Origin of the sequence: Ralstonia sp. Ralssp110 (assembly GCF_047325135.1) — a bacterium.
GTDB lineage: Bacteria > Pseudomonadota > Gammaproteobacteria > Burkholderiales > Burkholderiaceae > Ralstonia > Ralstonia mojiangensis.
Window position 1 is genome coordinate 624,742 of record NZ_CP168610.1, and the last position, 23,620, is coordinate 648,361.

Below are 23,620 nucleotides of genomic sequence, written 5' to 3' on the forward strand. Positions count from 1 at the left end.
GCGACGCCGAGGGGCGCGGGCGCGGATTCTTAGAATAGGCGCTGCCTGGGGTTCCGGCGCCAGCGCAATCGTGCGCCGCGCCGGGATGGGCCGATTACAGTGCTTTGAGCGTGCCCTTGGGCAGCACGGTCGTCACGGCGCTCTTCTGGACGGTGATTTCGGTGTTGGCAGCAATTTCCACGGTGACGTACTGCTCAGCCACCTTGCTAACCTTGCCCAGAATGCCGCCAGCGGTGACGACTTCGTCGCCCTTGGCCAGGGCTTCGAGCATCGCCTTGGTTTCTTTCTGGCGCTTCATTTGCGGGCGGATCATGATGAACCACAGCACCACGAACATCAGGATGATGGGCAGGAAGCTCATCAGGCCACCCGCGGCACCACCAACAGCCGGTGCAGTTTGCGCGTAAGCGTCGGAAATCAGGAACACGTCAGAACTCCGTAATGGTTCGTCAATCGGTCAAAAATCGGACCGGACATTCTACCATTGCGGTGCCGCGGCAAATGGGCGCGCCTGGCGCCCTGTGGAGCGGGGTTACAGCGCCCCCCGCGCGCGGTCTGCGGCAAAGCGCGCCTGGAATGCGGCAAAGCCGTGCGACTCGATGGCGGTGCGCATCTCGGCCATCAATTCCAGGTAGTAATACAGGTTGTGGATGGTGTTCAGGCGGGCCCCCAGGATTTCGCCGACGCGCTGCAGGTGGTGCAGGTAGGCGCGCGAGAAATTGCTGCAGGTGTAGCAGCCGCAGGTCTCGTCCAGCGGGCGCGGATCATTGCGGTGTACCGCGTTCTTGATCTTGATGTCGCCAAAGCGGGTGAAGAGCCAGCCGTTGCGCGCGTTGCGAGTCGGCATCACGCAGTCGAACATATCGATGCCGCTGGCAACGCCTGCCACCAGATCTTCCGGCGTGCCTACGCCCATTAAATAATGCGGTTTGTTGGCAGGCAGACGCGGCGCCACGTGCTGCAGCACGCGCATCATGTCTTCCTTGGGCTCGCCGACCGACAGGCCGCCGATGGCATAGCCGCCGAAACCTTCGCCGCCAGCATCGGCGTCAATCGCCTGCAAACCGGCCAGCGATTCATCGCGCAGATTCTCGAACATGCCGCCCTGGACGATGGCGAACAGCGCGTTCGGATTTTTCTCGCGCTCGAATTCGTTGCGCGAGCGTTGTGCCCAGCGCAGGCTCATGCGCATTGAGGCTGCAGCTTCGGCCTCGGTTGCGGGGCGATCGCCAATCTTGTACGGCGTGCATTCGTCGAACTGCATGACGATGTCCGAGTTCAGCCGGCGCTGGATCTGCATCGAGATCTCCGGCGACAGGAACAGCTTGTCGCCATTGATGGGCGATGCGAACGTCACGCCTTCTTCGGTGATCTTGCGCAGATCACCCAGCGAAAACACCTGAAAACCGCCGGAATCGGTCAGGATGGGCTTATCCCAGCCATTGAAGCCGTGCAGGCCCTTGTGTGCGTCCATTACCTCCAGCCCTGGGCGCAGCCACAGGTGGAACGTGTTGCCCAGGATGATCTGCGCGCCGATGTCCTTCAGCTCGGCCGGCGACATCGCCTTGACCGCACCATAGGTGCCCACCGGCATGAAGATGGGCGTTTCGACCACGCCGTGGTTCAGGGTCATGCGGCCGCGTCGGGCGAGGCCATCGGTGGTGAGCAGTTCGTACTTGAGCATGGTCAGAGCGATTGGGTTTCGCCGGGTTCGGTAGGGGCGCGCGTCAGCAGCATGGCGTCGCCGTAACTGAAGAAGCGGTAGCGCTGGGCGATGGCGTGCTGGTAGGCGCCTCGGATGGCGCTCATGCCGGCAAATGCCGATACCAGCATCAACAACGTCGATTTAGGCAGGTGGAAGTTGGTCACCAGCAGGTCGACGGCGCGGAACCGGTAGCCGGGGGTGATGAAAATGTCGGTCTCGCCGCTGCAGGCATTGAGCGTGCCGTCTGGCTGCGCGGCCGATTCAAGCGCGCGCATCGACGTGGTGCCCACCGCGATCACGCGGCCGCCGGCTGCGCGCGTGGCGCGGATGGCTTCGGCCAGTTCGGGCGTGATTTCGTACCACTCGCTGTGCATGCGGTGCTCGGCGATGTTTTCCACGCGCACCGGCTGGAACGTGCCGGCGCCCACGTGCAGCGTAAGGAAGCCGCGCTTGACGCCCATCGCGTCCAGCTTGGCGAACAGCGCATCGTCAAAATGCAGGCCCGCTGTGGGTGCCGCGACGGCACCCGGGTTGCGCGCATACACGGTCTGGTAGCGCGTCTCGTCAAAGCTGTCGGGGTCGTGCTCGATGTAGGGCGGCAGCGGCAGGCGGCCGTATTGCTCGATCAGATCCAGCGCCGGCTGCGGGAAACGCAACGTAAAGAACGGCTCGGCGCGGGGGCCGACCGTCACGTCAAAGGCGTCGGCCAGGCGCAGTGTCGTGCCCTCGACCGGTGATTTGCTGGAGCGGATTTGCGCCAACACGGTGTGCTCGTCCAGCAAGCGCTCAATGAGCACCTCCACCTTGCCGCCGCTGGCCTTGTGGCCGAAAAAGCGTGCCTTGATGACACGGGTGTCGTTAAAGACGAGCAGGTCGCCGGGGCGCAGGTAGTCGATCAGATCGGCAAACTGGCGGTCTTCGAAATGCACGGCATCCTCCGTACGGCGGACGGCCAGCAGGCGGCTCGCGGTGCGGTCGGGCAGGGCGGTTTGTGCGATCAGCTCGGGCGGCAGATCGAAGTCGAAATCGGACAGCGTCAGCATGAAAAGTGGCGCAGACGTGGATTGCGCCAAGTGATGGTGGCGGGCGCCGGTACAATCGGGCGACTCGCAAAGTTCGCCATTGTAAACGTCCTGTGCCGCCTCGCGCCCGTTCCGCCACTGATGCTGCTCCTATGCCCGACGCTGATACCGCGCCGGCGCCGAAGCCAAAACGTGCAGCCCCGGCAGACAAGCCAGCCAAGGCAGCAGCCAAGACCGCCCGCCCGGCCGACAAACTCGCCAAACTTGGCCTGCACCGCGACGTCGATCTCGTCCTGCATCTGCCGATGCGCTACGAGGATGAAACCACCCTCCTGACCATTGCAGAAGCCACGGCTCGGGCCAATACCGGTTGGGCCGCGCAGGTGGAAGGCACGGTCACGCGCAACGAAGTGGCATTCCGGCCACGCCGGCAACTCGTTGTGCATATCGCCGATGAGTCGGGCGAGCTGGTTCTGCGTTTTCTCAATTTCTACGGCAGCCAAGTCAAGCAGATGGCCGAAGGCATGCGCCTGCGCGTGCGCGGTGAAGTGCGCGCTGGCTTCTTCGGCGCAGAGATGGTGCACCCGACCGTGCGCGCCGTGGCGGAAGATGAACCGCTGCCCGACCGCCTGACACCGGTGTATCCGAGCACGGCTGGCGTGGCGCAGGCCTATCTGCGCAAGGCGATCCTGAACGCGCTCACGCGCACGCCGCTGCCGGAAACGCTGCCGAACAGCCTCATCAGCGGCCCGCTCGCGCCGCTCAAGCTGATGACGCCTGCCGATGCCGTGCGCCTGCTGCATCAACCGACGCCCGATGTCGACGAGCACAGCCTCGTCGAGCGCACACACCCGGCATGGCTGCGCATCAAGTTCGATGAACTGCTGTCGCAGCAGTTGTCGCTCAAGCGTGCGCAGGCCGCGCGCCGCATGCGCAATGCGCCCATCCTGCGCGACAGCGGCAAGGATGGGCTGCTCGCGCGCTTCATGAATGCGCTGCCGTTCAAACTGACCGGCGCCCAGGCCCGCGTGTGGGAAGAGATCCGCGCCGACCTTGCGCACCCGTACCCGATGCAGCGATTGCTGCAGGGCGACGTGGGCAGCGGCAAGACCGTCATAGCCGCGCTGGCAGCGTGCCAGGCCATCGATGCCGGCTGGCAGGCAGCACTGATGGCGCCGACCGAGCTGCTCGCCGAGCAGCATTACCGCAAGCTTTCTGCCTGGCTGGAACCGCTGGGCGTGGACATCGTCTGGCTGGCTGGCAGCCTCAAACGCAAGCAGAAGGAGGAGGCGGCGGCGCGCGTGGCGGCCGGCACGGCGCAACTCGTGATCGGCACGCACGCGCTGATTCAGGACGCCGTGACGTTCGCGCGGCTGGGTCTGGCGGTGGTCGATGAACAGCATCGCTTTGGCGTGGCACAGCGGCTCGCTCTGCGCGGCAAGGCGAGCAATGGCGATGCTCCCGCGGCCGCCAACGCGCAAGTGCCGCACCAGCTGATGATGTCCGCCACGCCGATCCCGCGCACGCTGGCGATGACGTATTACGCCGATCTCGACGTCTCAGCCATCGACGAGCTACCGCCCGGCCGCACGCCCATCGTCACGCGCCTGGTGAACGATGCGCGCCGCGACGAAGTGATTGAGCGCATCTACGCCGCCGCACGCGAAGGCCGGCAGGTCTACTGGGTTTGCCCGCTGATCGAAGAGAGCGAGGCGCTGCAGCTGCAGACTGCCGTCGAAACCTTCGAGACGCTTTCCCAGAGCCTGGAAGGTTTGAAGGTCGGTCTCGTGCATGGACGTCTGCCATCGGCCGAGAAGGCCGCCGTGATGAGCGCCTTCGCAGGCGGCGAGCTGCACGTGCTGGTGGCCACCACCGTCATTGAAGTCGGTGTGGACGTGCCCAATGCCTCGTTGATGGTGATCGAGCACGCCGAGCGCTTTGGCCTTGCGCAGCTGCATCAGCTACGCGGGCGGGTGGGCCGCGGCACGGCGGAATCGGTGTGCGTGCTGCTGTATCAAGCGCCTCTGTCGCCGACGGCCAAGCAGCGCCTGCAGACCATGCGCGAGACCACCGATGGTTTCGAAATCGCCCGGCGCGATCTGGAGATCCGCGGCCCCGGTGAATTCCTCGGCGCGCGGCAGTCGGGCGAAGCGATGCTGCGCTTTGCCGATCTGAACCACGATGCTTGGCTCGTCGAATTTGCCCAAGGAGCGGCGGACGACATGCTGGCCCGCTTTCCGGAAGCCGTCGACATCCATCTCAAGCGCTGGCTCGGCGAGCGCGAGCACTACCTGCGCGTCTAAGGCCGGTGGCGCGCGCCTTCTTTTAGTGCGCCAACTGTGCCTGCTTGCGCAAGCGCTTGGCGGTGTACATCTCGCGATCGGCCTGATCAAGCAGGGCCGTGATCTCGGTGCCGTCTTCGGGCATCACCGCCACGCCGATGCTCACGCGCAGGTCCAGCGGCTGGCCTTCGAACACGTACGGTTGCTGCACCTCTTCGATGAGCCGCTCGCTTTGCGCCTGCGCATCCGCCCGCGCGCCAATGCCGGGCAGGATCACGGCAAACTCGTCGCCGCCCACGCGCGCCACCGTGTCGGAGCGCCGTGCCGTGCGGCCCATGCGCTGTGCGGTCTCGCGAATGGCGGCATCGCCCGCGCGGTGGCCGTGGCGATCATTGATGAGCTTGAGATTGTCCATGTCGACATTGAGCACACCCAGGCCGCCATGCGCGCGTTGCGCCAGATGGATCGACTGGCGCAGGCGGTCATAGAACAGCGCGCGGTTGGGGAGGTCGGTCAGCGCGTCGTGCGTGGCGCGCAGATATAACTGATCGCGCTCGGCGTTGGCGGCGTGGAACATGGCTGCGGCGATCAGCTCTGACATCAGCTCCAGCACGCTGATGTCACTTTCGCTGAAGGCGTCCACTTCCGGTGCCACCAGCTTAAGCACGCCGACCGTGGTGTCGAGATGCCGCAGCGGCGTGACCACCATCGAACGCAAACCTACGCGGCGGCAGGCTTCGCGGTCGACGCGCGCGTCGGTTTCGGAGTCTGTACATTGCAGGATTTCGCCGGTCTGCACGCACAGGCCCGACAGGCTGCCCTTGCGCGCCAGCCGCAGGCCCAGCAGCGTTTCGGTCAGGCCCGAGGTGGCGCGGTAGACCATCTCATCGCCTTCCGCCAATTCGACGACCGCCCCCGTCGCGCACGTCAGATGCTGTGCCCGCTCGGTAACCAGCGCCATGATCGCGCCCAGATCTGTGCCCAGCTTGGCGATCTCTGACTGCGCTCGCACGATTTCAAGGAGCGTGGCGGGGTTTTGCAGAGGCGGGTGGTCGAACGACATGGGGCGCGGCGCGGGTGTGGCTGTGAGTCGGGCGATTCTAGCCCGTCACCCGAACGGCATAGACCGAAATGTCGCCGGTGTGAGGCGCCGTTACAACTTTCGTATGCACTGCGACGGTGCGCAAAGAATCGGCAGGCGGCAAGACGTTGAGGTCGGATGGTTCTTCGTCGAATGTCCGGTCTTACGGTTTAGCCAACGGTCGGCTCCAGCCGTATCAGCGTAATCTCCGATGGCGCCCCGAATCGCTTGGGCGGGCCCCAATATCCTGTGCCGCGGCTGGTGTAGATCCACAGGCGCCCCAGCTTGTGCAGCCCAGCCGTAAATGGCTGCTGCAGCGGAACAAACAGGCTCCACGGCCAGAACTGGCCGCCATGCGTGTGCCCCGACAGTTGCAGGTCGAAGCCGGCCTCTGCTGCGGCAGGAGCGCTGCGCGGTTGATGTGCGAGGAGGATGGTGGGCGTGACGCCCGGCGGCGACCCTGCCAGCGCCCGCGTTGGATCGCTCGCATGCGCGGCGTCGAACTTGCCTGCACTGAAATCCGTCACCCCCGCGATCACCAGTGACGCGCCGTCGTGTTCAAGCACCGCATGCTCGTTCATCAACACGCGCATACCGAGCCGCTCGAACTCAGACACCCAAGGGCCGACGCCGGAGTAGTACTCGTGATTGCCCGTCACCGCAAAAACGCCGTGCCGAGCCGACATGCCGGCCAGCGGCGCGATATGCGGACGCAACACGTCCACCTCGCCGTCCACTAGATCGCCCGTCACGGCGATGACATCCGGTTGCAATGCATTGAGCCGCTCGACCACGCCCGTCACATAGGCACGCTTGATTGTGGGCCCGACATGCAGATCGGTGATTTGCGCGATGGTGAAGCCGTGCAGCGCGGCAGGCAGGTCCGCAATGGGCACCGTCACCCGTGCGACGCGGGGAATGCGGCGCGCATTGACATAGCCGATCAACGTCACCAGCAAGGTGAGGGCGACGACGAGCAGGGCCGAGTCGTGCCGATAAGTCTGCGGCAGCACGATCAGCGCGACGTCGCGCAGCAGCGTCAGGACCAGCAGCGACGAAAACAGGCCCATCAGCAAGGCGCCAACCCAGGTCACGCGATCGGCCAGCGAGATGGGACGGATCACGAAGCGCGCTGCCATCCCGGTTGGAATCATCACCGTCGATACGAGCAGGAAGAGGACGCCTGCAGCCCAGCCCGCACCGTTCCAGCCCAGATCCGGCAGCAGCCGCCATCCGATGTAGAGATGCAGCGCTGCCATGAGCCCGACTGTTGTCATCAGGAAGCGGCGTCTGCCGCGGGGCAGGGATCGGCTGCCGTTAGGTTCGTCACTCATGTGGGGGCGGCTCCTTTTGTCTCGGTGGGGCGTATCCCCGGAAGATGGGGCGGCTGGCAGCGTTGTCAATGCCAGGCCGCCGTTCGAACCTCAAGCAACATTGCACGTCCCTTGGTAAAATCTATCGATATCCCCAAGCCGATTGATCGTCATGACGCTCACTGAACTGAAATACATCGTCGCCGTCGCGCGGGAACGCCACTTTGGGCGTGCCGCCGAGGCCTGCTTCGTCTCACAGCCGACGCTGTCGGTCGCCATCAAGAAGCTGGAAGACGAACTGGCCGTGCAGATTTTCGAGCGCGGTGCGTCGGAAGTGAGCGTCACGCCCGTCGGCGAGCAAATCGTCACACAGGCGCAGCGCGTGCTTGAACAGACGATGGCGATCCGCGAGATTGCCAAGCAGGGGATGGACCCGCTGGCCGGGCCGCTGCGCCTGGGGGTGATCTACACGATTGGGCCGTATCTGCTGCCCGCGCTCGTCAAGCAGATGATCGACACCGTCCCGCAGATGCCGCTGATGCTGCAGGAGAACTTCACCGTGCGGCTGGTGGAGCTGCTCAAGCAGGGCGAGATCGACTGCGCCATCATGGCCGAGCCGTTTCCCGAGGCCGGTCTGATGACGGCGCCGCTGTATGACGAGCCCTTTGTCGTGGCGGTGCCGCGTGGCCACGAGCTGGCCAAGGCGTCGTCGGTGGACCCGGAAGCGCTCAAGCAGCAGACCATGCTGCTGCTCGGCAACGGGCATTGCTTCCGCGATCATGTGCTCGGGGTGTGCCCGGAGCTGTCGCGCTTCTCGCAGAACGCGGACGGTATTCAGAAGACGTTCGAAGGTTCGTCGCTGGAAACGATCCGCCATATGGTCGCCAGCGGCGTGGGCATTACGGTGCTGCCGCGCACGTCGGTGCCCAGCATGCAGCCTGCCGCCACCGATCTGCTCAGTTACGTGCCCTTCCAGGAGCCTGTGCCCGACCGCCGCGTTGTTCTGGCCTGGCGCAAGAGCTTCACCCGCATTGCCGCGATCGAAGCGGTGGCTAAGGCGGTCGCGCAATGCGAACTGCCCGGCATCAAGCTGTTGCCGCCCACCCCGCTGATTCATTGATCCTCTGAGGTAGCCGCTGGCCGTCACTCCATGACGGCCATAGCGCACGTCTAATTAATAGATAAAAACAATCAAATATACGCATCGATAGCTCATTGGTAGACTGTTTTCCATGGTGAGCGCATCGCTCACTGCCCAATCACCGTGGAGCCCGTCATGTCCCTGCCGCTTGCCTCGAACACCGTCGCGACCGTGCTGGAATGGCTCGCTGCCTATGGTGAATCGCACTGACCTGATGGATGCATGAAGCTGCCCGCGCTTGTCGTTCGGGCATCAGGAACGCGCGGGGTCGCAAGGAGAAAAAGCATGGCAATGGTGCGGATGTTTGTTTCGGAATGGCAGGGGTTTGCGGGCACCGTGCGCGCGTCGCAGGCAGAAGTGCCGACGTTGTCCGGTATGCCCGGCAGTGCGGCTGGCGGGCTCGGCACCCGCGCTGCAGAATCCGCTCGCCTGCAACGCAAGTGGGTGCGCAAGCAGATCGGTCTAACGATCGTGGCTGCCGGCGCTATGATCGTGCTCCTGCACGGTACGGTGCAGCTCATGGTCTGATGACCGGCCGGATGCTCGGTTGCCATCCGCTGTGCGTTTCGTCATAGGACGATGGGACGATCGGAACTTGCTGCGCGAGCGGCAACCGAAAGAAGGCTTGAAGCACGCATGGCCCGACGCTGAATCAAGGCAAGGGCATCGCGTTTTTGCACACCACTTCATAGGGGAATCCAGATGGCAAAGAAGAACAACGGCGCGACTGCCGCAGCCCAGATCAACATCGGCATCGCTGACAAGGATCGCAAGAAGATCGCAGAAGGCCTGTCGCGCCTGCTGGCCGATACCTACTCGCTGTATCTGAAGACGCATTACTTCCACTGGAACGTCACCGGCCCGATGTTCAACACGCTGCATCTGATGTTCGAGACGCAGTACAACGAACTGTGGAATGCCGTCGACCCGGTGGCTGAGCGTATCCGCGCGCTGGGTTATCCCGCGCCGGGCTCGTATTCGGAGTTCGCCAAGCTGTCGTCGATTCCGGAATCGAAGGGCATTCCCGAGGCGATGGACATGGTGCGTGAGCTGGTAGCCGGCCACGAAGCCGTGACGCGCACCGCCCGCAGCCTGTTCCCCGATGTCGACAAGGCCGCCGACGAACCGACCGCCGACCTGCTGACGCAACGCATGGACATCCACGAGAAGACCGCGTGGATGCTGCGCTCGCTACTGGCTTAAGGCTGGCTTGACGGCCGTTCGCCAAGATTGCGACAGGCGTTTCGACAGCAGCGAATTGCGTCCCACCCGCAAGCCCGTTGTGTTGCGGGTGTGACAGCATCAACCCCATGACCTAAACGAGAGAATCATGACGACTGAAGCCAAATGCCCGTTTCCCGGCCATGCTCCCGCTGCTTCGCACGCCTTCGGTGGCGGTACGGCCAACAAAGACTGGTGGCCCAATCAGCTGCGCGTTGATCTGCTGAACCAGCATTCCGAGAAGTCGGATCCGCTCGGCCCGAAGTTCGACTACCGCAAGTCCTTCAATGCGATCGACTACGACGCGCTCAAGGCCGATTTGCGCCGCCTGATGACGGATTCGCAAGACTGGTGGCCGGCAGACTTTGGGCACTATGGCCCGCAGTTCATCCGCATGGCATGGCACGCTGCCGGCACGTACCGCACGGGTGATGGCCGTGGCGGCGCAGGGCGCGGCCAGCAACGATTCGCACCGCTCAACTCCTGGCCCGACAACGTCAACATCGACAAGTCGCGCCGCTTGCTGTGGCCGATCAAGCAGAAGTACGGCCAGGCAATCTCGTGGGCCGACCTGCTGATCCTGACCGGCAACGTGGCACTCGAAACCATGGGCTTCCGCACCTTCGGCTTTGCCGCTGGCCGTGAAGACACCTGGGAACCGGACAACGACGTCTATTGGGGCAGCGAGACCACCTGGCTCGCGCCCACCAACAACCCCAATAGCCGCTACTCGGGCGACCGCAATCTTGCGAACCCGCTGGCCGCCGTGCAAATGGGCCTGATCTATGTGAACCCGGAAGGCCCGGACGGCAACGGCGATCCACTGGCCGCCGCACGCGACATCCGCGACACCTTCGCACGCATGGCGATGGATGATGAAGAAACCGTCGCGTTGATCGCTGGCGGCCACACCTTCGGCAAAACGCACGGCGCGGGCGCGGCAAGCCACGTTGGCGCCGATGTCGAAGCGGCTCCGCTGGAAGCGCAAGGCCTGGGCTGGGCCAGCACATATGGGACCGGCAAGGGTGCCGACGCCATCACCAGCGGGCTGGAAGTCACCTGGACGCAGACCCCTGCGCAATGGAGCAATTTCTTCTTCGAAAACCTGTTCAAGTACGAATGGGTGCAGGAGAAGAGCCCGGCCGGCGCGCTGCAATGGGTGGCCAAGGACGCCGAGGCGATCATTCCGGGCCCGACGCCCGATTCGCCCAAGCGTCGCCCCACGATGCTGACGACCGACCTGTCGTTGCGCTTCGATCCGGCGTACGAAAAGATCTCGCGCCGCTTCCTCGACAACCCGCAGGCATTTGCTGAAGCTTTTGCGCGCGCCTGGTTCAAGCTCACGCACCGTGATCTCGGCCCGAAGTCGCGTTACCTCGGCCCCGAAGTGCCGCGTGAAGACCTGATCTGGCAAGACCCGCTTCCGGCTGCCACGCACAAGCCGACCGAAGCCGACATCGCCGACCTCAAGGCGAAGATTGCTGCTTCAGGTCTGTCGGCCTCCGAGCTGGTTGCGGTGGCATGGGCATCCGCCTCGACCTTCCGCGGTTCGGACAAGCGCGGCGGTGCCAACGGTGCTCGCATTCGCCTGGCCCCGCAGAACGACTGGGCAGTCAACCAGCCGGTGGCCGGCACGCTGGCCAAGCTGGAGGAGATTCAACGCGCTTCCGGCAAGGCTTCGCTGGCCGATGTGATCGTGCTGGCGGGCAGCGTCGGTATCGAACTGGCCGCCAAGGCAGCTGGCACGACGATCTCCGTGCCGTTCACGCCGGGCCGCGTCGATGCAACGGCCGAGCAAACCGACGCCGCCTCGTTCGCGCCGCTCGAACCGGTGGCCGACGGCTTCCGCAACTACCAGAAAGCCGATTACGCGATGCCGGCCGAAGTGTTGCTGCTCGACAAGGCTCAGTTGCTGACGCTGACCGCGCCTGAGCTGACCGTGCTGATCGGTGGCCTGCGCGCCATCAACATCAACGCGGATGGCAGCCAGCACGGCGTATTTACCGCCACGCCGGGCGCGCTGACCAACGATTTCTTCGTCAACCTGCTCGACATGGGCACCGAATGGAAGGCCGCCGGCAACATCTACGAGGGGTTCGATCGCAAGACGGGTCAACTCAAGTGGACCGGCACGCGCGTCGATCTGGTGTTCGGCTCGAATTCGATCCTGCGCGCGCTGGCCGAGGTTTTTGGCAGCGCCGACGGTAAGGAGCGCTTCATCAGCGAGTTCGTTGCCGCTTGGGTCAAGGTGATGAATCTCGACCGCTTCGATTTGGCTGCCGCCTAAGCTGCTTTCGGCGGGACTAAAATGGCGCCTTGCCTCGTGCAGGCGCCATTTTCTTTGGTGATTTCCATGCAATCGTCCGCTGCCCAACCCAGCCGCCTCGTGCTCTATGCGCGCCTGATGCGCATGGACAAACCGATCGGCACGCTGCTGCTGCTGTGGCCGACGCTGTGGGCGCTATGGATGGCCGCTGATGGCCATCCGCCGGTGTCGCTGGTGGTGATTTTCACGGTCGGCACATTCCTGATGCGCTCGGCTGGCTGCGCCGTCAACGACTGGGCAGATCGCGACTTTGACAAACACGTCAAACGCACCAAGGAGCGGCCGATTACCGCCGGCCTGATCGCCCCATGGGAAGCGCTGGCGGTTGCGGCGGTGCTGTCGCTCATCGCCTTCGCACTGATCCTGCCGCTCAATGCGCTGACGAAGTGGATGTCGGTCGCCGCCATCGTGGTTGCCGGCACGTATCCGTTCTTCAAGCGGTTTTTCGCAATTCCGCAGGCGTACCTCGGTATTGCGTTCGGGTTTGGGATTCCGATGGCGTACGCGGCAGTGCAGGATCAGGTGCCGGTGCTGGCGTGGCTGATGCTTGCCGGCAATGTGTTCTGGGCGATTGCCTACGACACTGCGTATGCCATGGTCGATCGCGATGACGATCTGCTCATCGGCATCAAAACGTCGGCCATTACCTTTGGACGTTATGACGTGACGGCGATCATGCTGTGCTACGTGGGGTTCTTTGGAATCATGGCCTGGGCCGGCCACGTGATGGCGCTAGGCGTGGCGTATTGGATCGGGTTTGCCGCTGCCGTGGCGTTGTCGCTTTGGTATTACCCGATGCTGCAGACGCGGGATCGGATGAAGTGCTTTTTTGTTTTCCGGCATAACAATTGGCTGGGGGCTTGTTTGTTTGCTGGCGTGGTGGGGGCGTATTTGCTGCGCTAGGGCGTTGTTGGTCCATCCCGCGCTTCATACTCAGTCGGGGATGGACCGATAGGTTCAATCCCGCCCGAATTCCTCCCCCATCTCCTTACCGCGTGCCGCCGCAGCATGCATCGCGCGTACAAAGGCAGCCTTGATACTCGCCCCCTCCATGGAAGTGAGCGCCGCATAGGTCGTCCCACCCTTGGACGTCACGCGCTCGCGCAGCACCTCAACCGGCTCAGACGATTGGCCTGCCAGCGTGGCCGCGCCAACAAACGTTTCCACCGCCAACGTGCGCCCATCCTCCGCCGACAGCCCCAGCTCCTGCGCCGCCTGCTGCATCGCCTCGATGAAATAGAACACGTACGCCGGGCCGCTGCCCGAGATGGCCGTCACTGCATCAATCTGGGCCTCGGCGGGCACCCAGACGCTCTTGCCGACAGCATTGGCGATGGCGCTGGCGGTCGCGCGGTCGGCGTCGGACAAGCCCGCGTTGGCGGCCAGGCCCGTCATACCCAGACCGGAGAGCGCTGGTGTATTCGGCATCGCCCGAACCACACGAGCGTGGCCATTCAGCCAGCGTGACAGATCCTGAATCCGGATGCCCGCCGCCACCGACAGCACCAGGCTGTTGCCCAGATGCGGGGCGAGTTGCGCGCAGACCTCACGCATCTGCTGCGGCTTGACGGCCAGGACGATCACGTCGCGGTCGGCCAGTTCTGCGCCCGGGGCGGCAGCGGTGTGGGCGCCCCAGGCCTGTTCGGCGCGGCTGCGGGCAGGCTCGGTCGGATCCACCACCACGATGTTGGCGCCGTGCGCGCCCTTGGCAATCAGGCCGCCGATGAGGGCCGCCGCCATGTTGCCGCCGCCGATGAAGCCGAGTTTCAGAGTGTCGAGCATGAGAGTGGTGGTGTGAGAGAAAACAGGAATTCAGGCGTTGGCATACTGCCGCGCCCCGAAGATGGCGCTGCCGACACGCACAATGGTGGCGCCTTCGGCAATGGCGTCTTCCAGGTCGGCGGACATGCCCATTGACAGCGTATCGAGCGGGATGCCGGCCTCGCCCAGCCGACCTGCCAGCGCACGCAGATCAGCAAACGGCTTGCGCTGCGCGGCAGGGTCATCGCTCGGCTCAGGCACGGCCATCAAGCCGCGCAATTGCAGACGGGGCAGCGCCGAGACGGCTTGTGCCACGGCAAGCACTTCATCGAAATCTGGCATCAGACCATGTTTGCTGGCCTGGCGGCTGATGTTGATCTCAAGACAGACTTGCAGCGGCGGCAAGGTGTCGGGGCGCTGGGCCGAGAGGCGCTCGGCAATTTTGAGGCGGTCAACGCTGTGCACCCAGTCGAATTGTTCGGCCACGGCGCGCGTCTTGTTGCTCTGCAGGGGGCCGATGAAGTGCCAGCGGATCGGGTCCGGGCCCGCACGCAGGTCGGCCAGCGCGTCGATCTTGGCGATGCCTTCCTGCACATAGTTTTCGCCGAAGAGGCGTTGCCCAGCGGCATGTGCGGCGCGCACGGCATCGGCGTCGAACGTCTTGGAAACGGCCAGCAATGTGACACCCGCAGCATCGCGCGAAGCCAGTGTGCAGGCCGTTGTGATCCGTTGACGCACGGCTTGCAAGTTGGCGGCGATTACAGACATAATCCGGCGACGTTTGTTACAAATAAACAAGGTTCCGGCACGTCAAAACAACGGCTCGGAGCGCGTCTGGAGGCGCCATTGCGACGCCCGGGCGACATAAAAAAGTCGGGGGTCATTATAAGATGGACATCGCGCAGCTTCTGGCGTTTTCCGCCAAGAACAAGGCGTCGGACTTGCACCTGTCGGCCGGACTGCCGCCGATGATCCGGATCCACGGCGACATGCGCCGGATCAACGTGCCACCGCTCACGCACCAAGATGTGCACTCCATGGTGTACGACATCATGAGCGACGGGCAGCGCAAGGTCTACGAAGAAAACCTGGAAGTCGACTTCTCGTTTGAGATCCCCGGCCTCTCGCGTTTCCGGGTCAACGCGTTCAACCAGAACCGCGGCGCTTCGGCCGTATTCCGGACGATTCCGTCGAAGGTGCTCTCGCTGGACGACCTGAAGGCGCCTGCCGTGTTTGCGGACTTGGCGATGAAGCCGCGCGGCCTGGTGCTCGTCACGGGCCCGACTGGCTCGGGCAAGTCGACGACGCTTGCCGCGATGGTCAACCACCGCAACGAAAACGACATGGGCCACATCCTCACGGTGGAGGACCCGATCGAATTCGTGCATGAATCGAAGAAGAGCCTGATCAACCAGCGCGAGCTTGGTCCGCATACACACTCGTTCGCCAATGCGCTGAAGTCGGCGCTGCGTGAAGACCCGGACGTGGTGCTGGTGGGCGAATTGCGTGATCTTGAGACCATTCGCCTGGCGCTCACGGCCGCAGAAACGGGCCACTTGGTGTTCGGCACGCTGCACACCAGCTCGGCTGCCAAGACCATCGACCGGGTCGTCGACGTGTTTCCGTCGGACGAAAAAGAGATGGTCCGGACCATGCTTTCCGAATCGCTGGAGGCGGTGATCTCGCAGACGCTGCTCAAGACGCGCGACGGGTCGGGCCGGATTGCGGCGCATGAAATCATGATTGCCACGCCGGCCATCCGTCACTTGATCCGCGAGAACAAGATCTCGCAGATGTACTCGATGATGCAGACGAGCAGCGGCATGGGCATGCAGACGCTCGACCAATGTCTGTCGGAGCTGATCAAGCGCTCGGCGATCAACTACGCAGACGCGCGCGCCATCGCCAAGAACCCGGACGCGTTCGCGAATTGATACGTGAACTGATGCGCTGACTGATACGTCAAGCGCGCTTTCCAATTTTCTTCAGGAGGGGCACGCCATGCTTGACCGCGAAGCCGCCACCAAATACATCCACGAACTCTTGCAGTTGATGGTGAACAGCCGTGGCTCGGACTTGTTCATCACGTCGGAATTTCCGCCCGCGATCAAGGTGGACGGCAAGGTCACGCCGATTTCGCAGCAGCCGCTGAATGCCGTGCAGGCCGTCGGTCTGGTCAAGTCGATCATGAACGAGAAGCAGCTGCGCGAGTACGAAGACAGCTCGGAATGCAACTTCGCCATCACGGCGCCGGGTGCGGGGCGTTTCCGTGTGTCGGCGTTCATGCAGCAGGGCCGCGCCGGCATGGTGCTGCGGACCATCAACACGAAGATCCCGACGCTGGGCGAGCTGGATTTGCCGCCGATCCTGAACGAGATCGTGATGAGCAAGCGCGGGCTGGTGATCGTGGTGGGTGCCACGGGCTCGGGCAAGTCGACCTCGCTGGCGGCGATGGTGGGCTATCGCAACGCGAATTCGTATGGCCACATCATCACCATCGAAGATCCGGTGGAATACGTGCACACCCACCAGAACTGCGTGGTGACGCAGCGTGAAGTGGGCGTGGATACCGAGTCGTGGCACGTGGCGCTGAAGAACACGCTGCGCCAGGCGCCGGATGTGATCCTGATCGGCGAAATCCGGGATCGCGACACGATGGAATACGCCATCCAGTACGCGGAAACCGGCCACTTGTGCCTCGCCACGCTGCACGCCAACAGCTCAAACCAAGCGATCGACCGGATCATCAACTTCTTCCCGGAAGAGAAGCGTCAGCAGTTGCTGATCGACCTGTCGCTGAACCTGCGCGCGATGATCGCGCAGCGCCTGCTGCCACGTCAGGGCAGAAAAGGGCGCGTGCCGGCCGTCGAAATCATGCTGGCCACCCCGCTGGTGCAAGACCTCATCTTCAAGGGCGAGGTGCACGAGCTGAAGGAGGTCATGAAGAAATCCCGCGAGCAAGGGATGATCTCGTTCGATCAGGCGTTGTTCGAGCTGTACGAGGAAAACAAGATCACTTACGAGGACGCGTTGCGCAATGCGGACTCCCTCAACGATCTGCGCTTGCAGATCAAGCTGCACAGCAAGCGTGGCGGGCAGACGGATCTGTCTGCTGGCACCGAGCATCTCAACGTCGTGTGATGTGTCGAAAGCGCTACACCATTTGAGGTAATTTGCGGCGCATAACGTTTGCGTCACTCGGAAGACCGCCCGGTCGTCATGATCTTTCCTTAATATTTGCTGAGAATTGCCGTTTAAGCGGTGAGCGGGCCTGCCAAGTCATCGGCGGGCGCGCATCAAAACGATAAAAGCAACAGCAAATCCGGGTGGGTAAAAACGTGGCAAGCAAGCCGAGGTATCAGCGCGCGCGGGCGGCGCGGGGTTTTACGCTGATTGAGCTCATGATCACAGTGGCCATTGTCGGCATCCTGGCGATCATTGCTTATCCCAGCTACGTCCAGTACATCGTCCGCTCCAATCGGGCAGCGGCGGAATCCTTCATGCAGGAAGTTGCGGCCGCGCAGGAGCGCTTCCTGCTCGACAACCGTGCCTATGCGCCGAATCTGACCGCGTTGCAATACGCCAGCAACGTGCCGGCCAACGTTTCGCCCAACTACACCTTCACGTTGAGCGCCAGCAGCGTGCCGCCGTCTTACCAACTGGCGGCGACTCCCCAAGGCTCGCAGCAGGTGAACGACAGCGCGTGCGGCACGCTGACGCTGACGAACACCGGTGCCAAGACGGCGTCCACGGGCGCCTCGAACTGCTGGAAGTGAGGCGAGCCATGAATATCCTGCGCAAGCCCATTCAAGGTTTCACGCTGACCGAGCTGATGGTCACGCTGGCCGTGCTCGCCATCCTCGTCACGATTGCGGTGCCCTCGTTCTCGGGCATGATCGCGACCCAGGCCACACGCAATGCATCGTTCGACCTGTCGTCTGCCGTGTCGTTGGCGCGTGCGGAGGCTGTCAAGCAGAACACCATCGTCACCGTATCGACCAGCAGCACTTGGGCGGCCGGATGGACGCTGATGGCGGGCACGCCTGCCACGGTGATCCGCACATTCGGCCCGTACAGCGGCGTGACCATCGCGGCGAGCAACGGCAACACGCTGTCGTTCGGCAACGATGGCCGACCGACTGCAGGCGGCGTTACGTTCCAGGTCACGCCGACGAGCGCGTCGCAATCGGTCTCCTCGAGCTGCGTACAGGTGGGCGGCACCGGCCGCGTCGCCGTGGTGTCGGGGACGTGCTCATGAGCGCCGCCGCACGCTTTCACCATCGCAGGCCGCGCAAGGCCGCGCAGCGCGGGTCGACTCTGATCGAAATCCTGATTTCGGTCGTGATCCTGCTGGTCGCGCTGCTGGGCGCGGCCGGCATGATGGTCCGCTCGAACCAGTCCGAGATGGAGTCTTACCAGCGCGTGCAGGCCCTGACGCTGTTGCAGGACATGGCCGCGCGGCTCAACGCGAACCGCCAGGTGGCCTCGTGCTACGCCGTGGCCGGTGCGATGACCACCGTCGGCACGGGCGGTGTCTCGGCACCCAGTTGCACGACCGGCACGGCCGCACAGCAAGCCACCGTCACCACCGATCTCGCCGCTTGGAACAATGCGCTGCTCGGCAATACGGAGACCGCCGCCAGCGGCACCGTGGCCTTGGGCGCCATGATCGGGGCGCGCGGCTGTATCGAGGCTGTCGACACGGTCAACCAGGTCTATCGCGTGACCGTCGCATGGCAAGGCTTGGTGCAGACCGTGGCGCCGGCGCTGCCTTGCGGCAGCGGCAGCGGCAATTACGGTAACGATGCCTATCGGCGCGCCATCAGCGTGCAGGTGCGCATGGGGGTGCTGTCATGACGCCGAACCGCACGTTGCGCCGTCTGCAGCGCGGGATGTCGCTGGTCGAACTGATGGTCGGCATGGCGCTGGGGCTGCTGTTGCTGACCGCTCTGGCGAGCCTGTATGCGTCCACCTCGCAATCGCGCGTGCAACTGGGCAACAGCGCCACGCAGATCGAGAGCGGCCGCTACGCGCTCGACATCATCAGCCAGGAAGTCGGGCTCGGAGGCTTCCTTGGCGATCTGAATCTGCTGGGAACCTCAGCGGTGGCAACGCCCGATGTGTGCGCAAGCGCCACCAACGCACTTGGCTTTACCAACAGCCCTGCGACGGTGCCGGTGGCCATCTACGGTTACGTGCCCGGTGCGAACGCGGCGCCATGCCTGCCCAACCTGTCGCCCAACTCCGAAATCCTGGTGGTGCGGCGCGTGTCGAGCACCGTCACCTCCGCGAGCGCCGTAGCAGCAGGGCAAGCGTATCTGCAGGATTCGTTCTGCAGTACGGACACCGCGCCCTTTGTGTTTAGCGCCACCGCAACGGACTTCACGCTCAAGGACAAGACCTGCGGCAAGCTGGCAGACCTTCGCCAAGTCAGCGTGCGAGCGTTCTACCTCGCCACGTGCGACCGCTGCGGCACGGGTGGCGACAGTATTCCCACGCTCAAGATGGTCGAGTTTTCCAGCGGTGCAATGCAACCGCCCAACTCGATCGCCCAAGGCATCGACGACGTGCATTTCGTCTATGGCGTCGATATGGACGGCAACGGTTCGCCCGATTGCTACGTGGCCAATCCAGGCATCGATAACAGCGCCGCCTGTACCACCGTGAGCGGCTACAACTGGCTCGCATCCGCCGCGACCAACTGGAGCAACGTGACGGCCGTGCGCATCAACGTGCTCGCGCGCACGCTGGGCGTGTCGCCGGGCTGGACGGACACGCGGTCTTACGACATGGGCCGCGGCACGCTCACCGCCCCTTTCAACGATGGCTACAAGCGACACGTCTATGCGGAACTCGCGCGCGTCGCCAATGTGGCCGGCCCTCGGGAGTAGCCATGCGGCGCTTATCGGTTCGCCAATCGGCACGTCAGTCGGGCGTGACCCTTGTTGTCACGCTGATCTTCCTGGCGATCTTCATGGGCATCGTCGTGATGATGATGAACTCGGGCGTGATCAACACCAAGATCGCCGCCAACCAGCAATACGGCCTGGAAGCGCGCAGCGCCGCGCAGCAGGGCATTGAGCAAGTCATCAGTGTGGATTTCACCTCCAACCCGGTCGCCACCAGCGTGCCGGTGGACGTGAACGGCGATGGCAAGACGGATTACACCGCGCAGGTTGCCGCGCCCGCTTGCGTGGCAACCAAGGCGATCGCCAACACGCAATTGACCACCGATACGACCAGCCCCAACTTTGCCGCCGACTCCTCTTGCTTCAGCGGCGTGAACAACAACTCCGACACCGGCATCCTGACTGCCGCCGGTACACCGGGTGGCATGTCGAATTGCAGTGCGACGCAGTGGGATGTCGCCGCCACCGTCAACGATGTGAACGGCACAGCCGTGAACACCACGCTGCATCAGGGCGTTGCGGTTCGCGTGCTGACCGGCGCGGCGTGTCCGTAAGCCAACGCGCAAAGCCAGGAAGAACTCATATGCGCTCATTTGCTCAACGATTTGCGTTTGCCGCCACGGCACTTGCGCTGTCAGGCGCTCAACCCGCAAGTGCTGAAGACATCGATTTGTATACGGGGCTGCAGCAGAACGCCGGCAAGCCCAATGTGGTGATCATCTTTGACGATGGCGCCAACTCTGACGCCAATGCGTCGTTCACGTGTTCTGCGACGGGGTTGACGGTGGCCAACCCGAGCAAAAGCTCGGGAGCCGAGCAGTGTGCTCTGTACGGTGCCGCACAGTCGATTGCCAACAATCCTTCGCTGCTGGGCAACGTCAATCTTGGTCTGATGATGTTTGACCCGAAAAGTCCGGGCGGCCTGTTCAGGTTTCCGACGGCGAACCCGAAGTCATCGCAGACACTGCAGTTGATGGACAGCACGGGCGTGAACAGCCTGCTGTCGTACCTGCAAAACCAGTTTCCCGGCGATCTGAACGGCAATAACGTCCAGACCTCCGGCGCAATGCAAGAGGCCTGGTCGTTCTATGCCGGCTACAAGAACACCGGTGTGACGGGGTTGTCAGGCACGAAGTACACGTCGCCCATCACGAACCCCTGCCAGCGCAATTTCGTCATCTACATTGGCAACGCCACCAACAGCGGTCACCCGGCTGAAAGTGACACGCAGATGCTGGCGGCGCTTCAGGCGGCGGTGCCCACGCCCACGGCTGCACAGACGACGCAAATCGCCATCAACAGCAAGTACGCGTCTAACTGGGGTGATGAGTGGGCACGCTACATGTACCAGAGCGACCTGCAAGGAACGGCCAACACTGCCAACCCGCAGAACGTCATCACCTATGCCATCACGGTGACGGACGGCAAGAATCAGGACTACGTCAACTTCGACAACAGCATGGCTACCAACGGTGGCGGCAAAGCCTACACCGTGCAGCTTGGCGATGTGGCGGGCCTGCAGGATGCACTGCTGTCGATCTTCAATGAAATCCAGGCGGTCAATAGCGTGTTCGCGTCGGTCAGCTTGCCGGCGGCCGTCAACGCGCAGGGCCAGTTCCTGAATCAGGTGTATATCGGCATGTTCCGCCCTGACGCGACGGCGGCTCCGCGCTGGATGGGCAATCTCAAGCAGTATCAGGTGGGCTTCGACGCCAACGGCAGCCTGCAACTGCTGGATTCCGTTGGCAACGCGGCGCTTAGCAACGCAGGCACGGGTTTCATGTCGCCCAACGCGATCAGCTTCTGGACGGCCGATCCGCCGCTGTCGTTCGGCTCAAGTGGCTATGGCAGCAGCCTGGCCAACTGGCCGAGCAAGGGCTTCTGGCAAAACAGCCCTTCCAGCAAGGGATGGGCGTTCGACTCCCCAGACGGCGAAGTCGTAGAGAAGGGAGGGGCCGGCGAAATGCTGCGAGTCCAGTTTCTCACGAGCCAGACTGGCCGAACGCTACTGACTTGCAATGGTGCAGGCACCTGCCCGACCAGCACGGCCATGCCGACATTCGATACGGCCAACACATGGCTGGCGGGCAATTCGGGGCTGAACGCCATCAATTCCTACAACAGTACGAACGGCGCGCCCACCATCACGTCGAGTGAACAGACCAACTTCATCAACTGGGTACGCGGGCGCGATGTCTACGCGCTGGATAATTCCGCAGTCGCTGGACAAGAGGCCGAAACCGGCCCGGGCTCGCCGGTGACGATCCGTCCGTCGATCCATGGTGACGTGTTGCACTCCCGGCCGGTGGTTATCAACTACGGCGGTACCACCGGCATCGTGGTGTTTTACGGTGCCAACGATGGTGTCTTCCATGCGATCAATGGCAACCAGTCGAGTGGTATCAACGGCGTGCGCCCTGGCGGCGAGCTCTGGGGTTTCATCCCACCGGAGTTTATTGGCAAGCTGAGCCGGCTTTATGCCAATTCGCCGGAGGTGAAATTGTCCACCACGCCGAATGGCATCACGCCGACGCCAACGCCGCGCGACGACTTCTTCGATGGCAGCACCACCGTCATGCAGGACCAACGCAACGCGACGAGTCCGCGCACCATCATCTATCTGACCGCGCGACGTGGCGGCAGCTTGATCTATGCGTTGGACGTGTCGGACCCGCTCAATCCGCGCTATCTCTGGTCGCGCAGTAACAGTGACATTCCCGAACTTGGCCAGACGTGGTCCAAGCCGCGTCTGATGCGTGTGGCCGGTTACGCCAACCCTGTGCTGATCATGGGCGCCGGCTACGATGCGTCTTCCGAAGATAGCGACCCCGCGCCCGGCACCGACACCATGGGGCGCGGCATCATCGTGCTTGATGCCTACAGCGGCGTGCCGGTGTGGAGCGCTTTGGCGAACTGCACCGGTGTGGCCGGCGTGTGTGTGAAGAACACCAGCCTGACCCGCTCGATTGCCTCGGATGTCACTACGGTCGATCGCACAGGCAGCGGCTACATCCAGATGGCCTACGTGGGCGATCTGGGCGGCAACATTTGGCGTGTGGATTTCCAGAGTGCGTCCGGCAATACGCCCGCCAACTGGGCGCTGACGCAGTTCGCGTCACTGGGCGGCGCGGCCAACACCAATAACGCGCGCAAGTTCTTCTATGCGGCCGATGTGGTCCCCACTGCGGCGTTCAACGCCGTCTTGGCAGGCACTGGCGACCGCGAGCACCCGCTCTATTCGGCTTCTACAACACCGGGCACCGCTTACAACGTGGTCAACCGCTTTTACATGCTGAAGGACCCGAATCTCGGCCCCGTGCCGGCGGGATGGGTGCCGTTGACGGAAGCCAACCTCGTTGATTCCACTTCGACGGCGTACAGCGGGACAGGCTCGGGCTTCTACATCACGCTGCCGAATCCGGGCGAGAAGGTCGTGAACGCCCCCCTTACGGTGGCTGGCTACACCACGTTCGGAACCAACACCCCGGCGGTTCCGTCTGCCGGTGCGTGCTACCCGAACTTGGGCATCGCCCGCACGTATTCGGTCAGCTTCCTGACGGGCACCGGCCAGAACCCGAATCGTTCGGTGGTGCTGGATGGCGGCGGCTTCCCGCCCTCGTCGGTCTATGGCGTGGTGCTGGTGAACAACGGCAACGGCGGTACGACGCCAGTGCCGGTGTGCTTCGGCTGCGGCAATCAGACGGGCACCGGTGGAGGCGGCTCCGCGCTGGCCCCCGTCCAAGTGACACCTAAGGGCCTCGGCAAACGCAAGCGCACCTTCTGGTTCTCTGAAACCGACAAGCACTGATCCGAATCGCCCCAAACGGCCCGCCCAGCGCGGGCCGTTACAATTCCGGAC

21 protein-coding genes are annotated in these 23,620 nt (G+C 63.5%); 14 read left to right on the plus strand and 7 right to left on the minus strand.

Going from position 1 to position 23,620, the window contains the following annotated elements; genetic code table 11:
• Nucleotides 1-94: 94 nt before the first annotated feature.
• From yajC to queA, 3 genes are all read right to left on the minus strand, one after another.
• Nucleotides 95-427 (minus strand): preprotein translocase subunit YajC, encoded by a 333-nt coding sequence (gene yajC / locus ACEN9T_RS11610; RefSeq protein ID WP_024979062.1) that lies wholly within the window; start codon nucleotides 425-427, stop codon nucleotides 95-97.
• A gap of 105 nt (nucleotides 428-532) precedes the next feature.
• Nucleotides 533-1,684 (minus strand): tRNA guanosine(34) transglycosylase Tgt, encoded by a 1,152-nt coding sequence (tgt, locus tag ACEN9T_RS11615; RefSeq protein ID WP_024979061.1) that lies wholly within the window; start codon nucleotides 1,682-1,684, stop codon nucleotides 533-535.
• Nucleotides 1,685-1,686: 2 nt separating this feature from the next.
• Complete coding sequence (gene queA / locus ACEN9T_RS11620; RefSeq protein ID WP_413707774.1) at nucleotides 1,687-2,748, minus strand: tRNA preQ1(34) S-adenosylmethionine ribosyltransferase-isomerase QueA; 1,062 nt, start codon at nucleotides 2,746-2,748, stop codon at nucleotides 1,687-1,689.
• A 131-nt stretch (nucleotides 2,749-2,879) separates the two neighbouring features.
• On the opposite strand from queA, the gene recG reads away from it, so the two are divergent.
• Nucleotides 2,880-5,030, plus strand: a complete 2,151-nt coding sequence (gene recG, locus ACEN9T_RS11625; protein WP_413707775.1) for an ATP-dependent DNA helicase RecG — start codon at nucleotides 2,880-2,882, stop codon at nucleotides 5,028-5,030.
• A 22-nt stretch (nucleotides 5,031-5,052) separates the two neighbouring features.
• Here recG and ACEN9T_RS11630 read toward each other — a convergent pair whose 3' ends face one another.
• Nucleotides 5,053-6,072 carry a diguanylate cyclase domain-containing protein gene (locus ACEN9T_RS11630; protein ID WP_413707776.1) on the minus strand — a complete coding sequence of 340 codons (1,020 nt, stop codon included), beginning with the start codon at nucleotides 6,070-6,072 and terminating at the stop codon, nucleotides 5,053-5,055.
• Between the two features lie 188 nt (nucleotides 6,073-6,260).
• Nucleotides 6,261-7,424, minus strand: a complete 1,164-nt coding sequence (locus ACEN9T_RS11635) for a metallophosphoesterase (RefSeq protein ID WP_413707777.1) — start codon at nucleotides 7,422-7,424, stop codon at nucleotides 6,261-6,263.
• Nucleotides 7,425-7,575: 151 nt separating this feature from the next.
• Between ACEN9T_RS11635 and ACEN9T_RS11640 the strand changes: the two genes are divergently transcribed.
• From ACEN9T_RS11640 to ubiA, 5 genes are all read left to right on the plus strand, one after another.
• Complete coding sequence (locus tag ACEN9T_RS11640) at nucleotides 7,576-8,523, plus strand: LysR substrate-binding domain-containing protein (RefSeq protein WP_253538981.1); 948 nt, start codon at nucleotides 7,576-7,578, stop codon at nucleotides 8,521-8,523.
• A 306-nt stretch (nucleotides 8,524-8,829) separates the two neighbouring features.
• Nucleotides 8,830-9,072, plus strand: a complete 243-nt coding sequence (locus ACEN9T_RS11645; protein WP_092972468.1) for a hypothetical protein — start codon at nucleotides 8,830-8,832, stop codon at nucleotides 9,070-9,072.
• 174 nt (nucleotides 9,073-9,246) lie between these two features.
• Nucleotides 9,247-9,747 (plus strand): Dps family protein, encoded by a 501-nt coding sequence (locus ACEN9T_RS11650; RefSeq protein WP_045202616.1) that lies wholly within the window; start codon nucleotides 9,247-9,249, stop codon nucleotides 9,745-9,747.
• A 127-nt stretch (nucleotides 9,748-9,874) separates the two neighbouring features.
• Nucleotides 9,875-12,052 (plus strand): catalase/peroxidase HPI, encoded by a 2,178-nt coding sequence (gene katG / locus ACEN9T_RS11655; RefSeq protein ID WP_413707778.1) that lies wholly within the window; start codon nucleotides 9,875-9,877, stop codon nucleotides 12,050-12,052.
• Nucleotides 12,053-12,118: 66 nt separating this feature from the next.
• A complete protein-coding gene (gene ubiA / locus ACEN9T_RS11660) occupies nucleotides 12,119-12,994 on the plus strand; it encodes a 4-hydroxybenzoate octaprenyltransferase (protein ID WP_413707779.1) in 876 nt (291 codons plus the stop codon).
• A gap of 54 nt (nucleotides 12,995-13,048) precedes the next feature.
• On the opposite strand, the gene proC is transcribed toward ubiA, so the two are convergent.
• Nucleotides 13,049-13,873, minus strand: coding sequence for a pyrroline-5-carboxylate reductase (proC, locus tag ACEN9T_RS11665; protein ID WP_413707780.1), 825 nt, complete (start codon nucleotides 13,871-13,873; stop codon nucleotides 13,049-13,051).
• Nucleotides 13,874-13,903: 30 nt separating this feature from the next.
• Nucleotides 13,904-14,620, minus strand: a complete 717-nt coding sequence (locus tag ACEN9T_RS11670; protein ID WP_413707781.1) for a YggS family pyridoxal phosphate-dependent enzyme — start codon at nucleotides 14,618-14,620, stop codon at nucleotides 13,904-13,906.
• 122 nt (nucleotides 14,621-14,742) lie between these two features.
• On the opposite strand from ACEN9T_RS11670, the gene ACEN9T_RS11675 reads away from it, so the two are divergent.
• The 8 genes from ACEN9T_RS11675 (at nucleotide 14,743) to ACEN9T_RS11710 (ending at nucleotide 23,569) form a co-directional block, all read left to right on the plus strand.
• Nucleotides 14,743-15,786, plus strand: coding sequence for a type IV pilus twitching motility protein PilT (locus ACEN9T_RS11675; protein ID WP_009241469.1), 1,044 nt, complete (start codon nucleotides 14,743-14,745; stop codon nucleotides 15,784-15,786).
• Nucleotides 15,787-15,853: 67 nt separating this feature from the next.
• Entirely contained in the window at nucleotides 15,854-16,993 is a 1,140-nt protein-coding gene (locus tag ACEN9T_RS11680; protein ID WP_092972473.1) for a PilT/PilU family type 4a pilus ATPase, read from the plus strand.
• A gap of 197 nt (nucleotides 16,994-17,190) precedes the next feature.
• Entirely contained in the window at nucleotides 17,191-17,628 is a 438-nt protein-coding gene (locus ACEN9T_RS11685) for a type IV pilin protein (RefSeq protein ID WP_413707782.1), read from the plus strand.
• A gap of 8 nt (nucleotides 17,629-17,636) precedes the next feature.
• Entirely contained in the window at nucleotides 17,637-18,110 is a 474-nt protein-coding gene (locus ACEN9T_RS11690) for a GspH/FimT family pseudopilin (protein WP_045202622.1), read from the plus strand.
• The gene (gene pilV / locus ACEN9T_RS11695; RefSeq protein ID WP_413707783.1) at nucleotides 18,107-18,709 is read left to right on the plus strand and encodes a type IV pilus modification protein PilV; all 603 of its coding nucleotides are present in this window, start codon (nucleotides 18,107-18,109) and stop codon (nucleotides 18,707-18,709) included. The genes ACEN9T_RS11690 and pilV overlap by 4 nt, the downstream gene beginning before the upstream one ends.
• Nucleotides 18,706-19,743: a PilW family protein gene (locus ACEN9T_RS11700; protein ID WP_092972476.1), complete on the plus strand. Its 1,038-nt coding sequence runs from the start codon at nucleotides 18,706-18,708 to the stop codon at nucleotides 19,741-19,743. The genes pilV and ACEN9T_RS11700 overlap by 4 nt, the downstream gene beginning before the upstream one ends.
• 2 nt (nucleotides 19,744-19,745) lie before the next feature.
• Nucleotides 19,746-20,315: a PilX N-terminal domain-containing pilus assembly protein gene (locus tag ACEN9T_RS11705; RefSeq protein ID WP_092972477.1), complete on the plus strand. Its 570-nt coding sequence runs from the start codon at nucleotides 19,746-19,748 to the stop codon at nucleotides 20,313-20,315.
• Between the two features lie 29 nt (nucleotides 20,316-20,344).
• Nucleotides 20,345-23,569 carry a pilus assembly protein gene (locus ACEN9T_RS11710; protein ID WP_413707784.1) on the plus strand — a complete coding sequence of 1,075 codons (3,225 nt, stop codon included), beginning with the start codon at nucleotides 20,345-20,347 and terminating at the stop codon, nucleotides 23,567-23,569.
• Nucleotides 23,570-23,620 lie beyond the last annotated feature (51 nt).

Bases quoted from the DNA above. Each gene is read 5' to 3' on its own strand.
- tgt (WP_024979061.1), bottom strand. From the start codon at position 1,684: ATGCTCAAGTACGAACTGCTCACCACCGATGGCCTCGCCCGACGCGGC.
- queA (WP_413707774.1), bottom strand. From the start codon at position 2,748: ATGCTGACGCTGTCCGATTTCGACTTCGATCTGCCGCCCGAGCTGATC.
- recG (WP_413707775.1), top strand. From the start codon at position 2,880: ATGCCCGACGCTGATACCGCGCCGGCGCCGAAGCCAAAACGTGCAGCC.
- ACEN9T_RS11630 (WP_413707776.1), bottom strand. From the start codon at position 6,072: ATGTCGTTCGACCACCCGCCTCTGCAAAACCCCGCCACGCTCCTTGAA.
- ACEN9T_RS11635 (WP_413707777.1), bottom strand. From the start codon at position 7,424: ATGAGTGACGAACCTAACGGCAGCCGATCCCTGCCCCGCGGCAGACGC.
- ACEN9T_RS11640 (WP_253538981.1), top strand. From the start codon at position 7,576: ATGACGCTCACTGAACTGAAATACATCGTCGCCGTCGCGCGGGAACGC.
- ACEN9T_RS11645 (WP_092972468.1), top strand. From the start codon at position 8,830: ATGGCAATGGTGCGGATGTTTGTTTCGGAATGGCAGGGGTTTGCGGGC.
- ACEN9T_RS11650 (WP_045202616.1), top strand. From the start codon at position 9,247: ATGGCAAAGAAGAACAACGGCGCGACTGCCGCAGCCCAGATCAACATC.
- katG (WP_413707778.1), top strand. From the start codon at position 9,875: ATGACGACTGAAGCCAAATGCCCGTTTCCCGGCCATGCTCCCGCTGCT.
- ubiA (WP_413707779.1), top strand. From the start codon at position 12,119: ATGCAATCGTCCGCTGCCCAACCCAGCCGCCTCGTGCTCTATGCGCGC.
- proC (WP_413707780.1), bottom strand. From the start codon at position 13,873: ATGCTCGACACTCTGAAACTCGGCTTCATCGGCGGCGGCAACATGGCG.
- ACEN9T_RS11670 (WP_413707781.1), bottom strand. From the start codon at position 14,620: ATGTCTGTAATCGCCGCCAACTTGCAAGCCGTGCGTCAACGGATCACA.
- ACEN9T_RS11675 (WP_009241469.1), top strand. From the start codon at position 14,743: ATGGACATCGCGCAGCTTCTGGCGTTTTCCGCCAAGAACAAGGCGTCG.
- ACEN9T_RS11680 (WP_092972473.1), top strand. From the start codon at position 15,854: ATGCTTGACCGCGAAGCCGCCACCAAATACATCCACGAACTCTTGCAG.
- ACEN9T_RS11690 (WP_045202622.1), top strand. From the start codon at position 17,637: ATGAATATCCTGCGCAAGCCCATTCAAGGTTTCACGCTGACCGAGCTG.
- pilV (WP_413707783.1), top strand. From the start codon at position 18,107: ATGAGCGCCGCCGCACGCTTTCACCATCGCAGGCCGCGCAAGGCCGCG.
- ACEN9T_RS11700 (WP_092972476.1), top strand. From the start codon at position 18,706: ATGACGCCGAACCGCACGTTGCGCCGTCTGCAGCGCGGGATGTCGCTG.
- ACEN9T_RS11705 (WP_092972477.1), top strand. From the start codon at position 19,746: ATGCGGCGCTTATCGGTTCGCCAATCGGCACGTCAGTCGGGCGTGACC.
- ACEN9T_RS11710 (WP_413707784.1), top strand. From the start codon at position 20,345: ATGCGCTCATTTGCTCAACGATTTGCGTTTGCCGCCACGGCACTTGCG.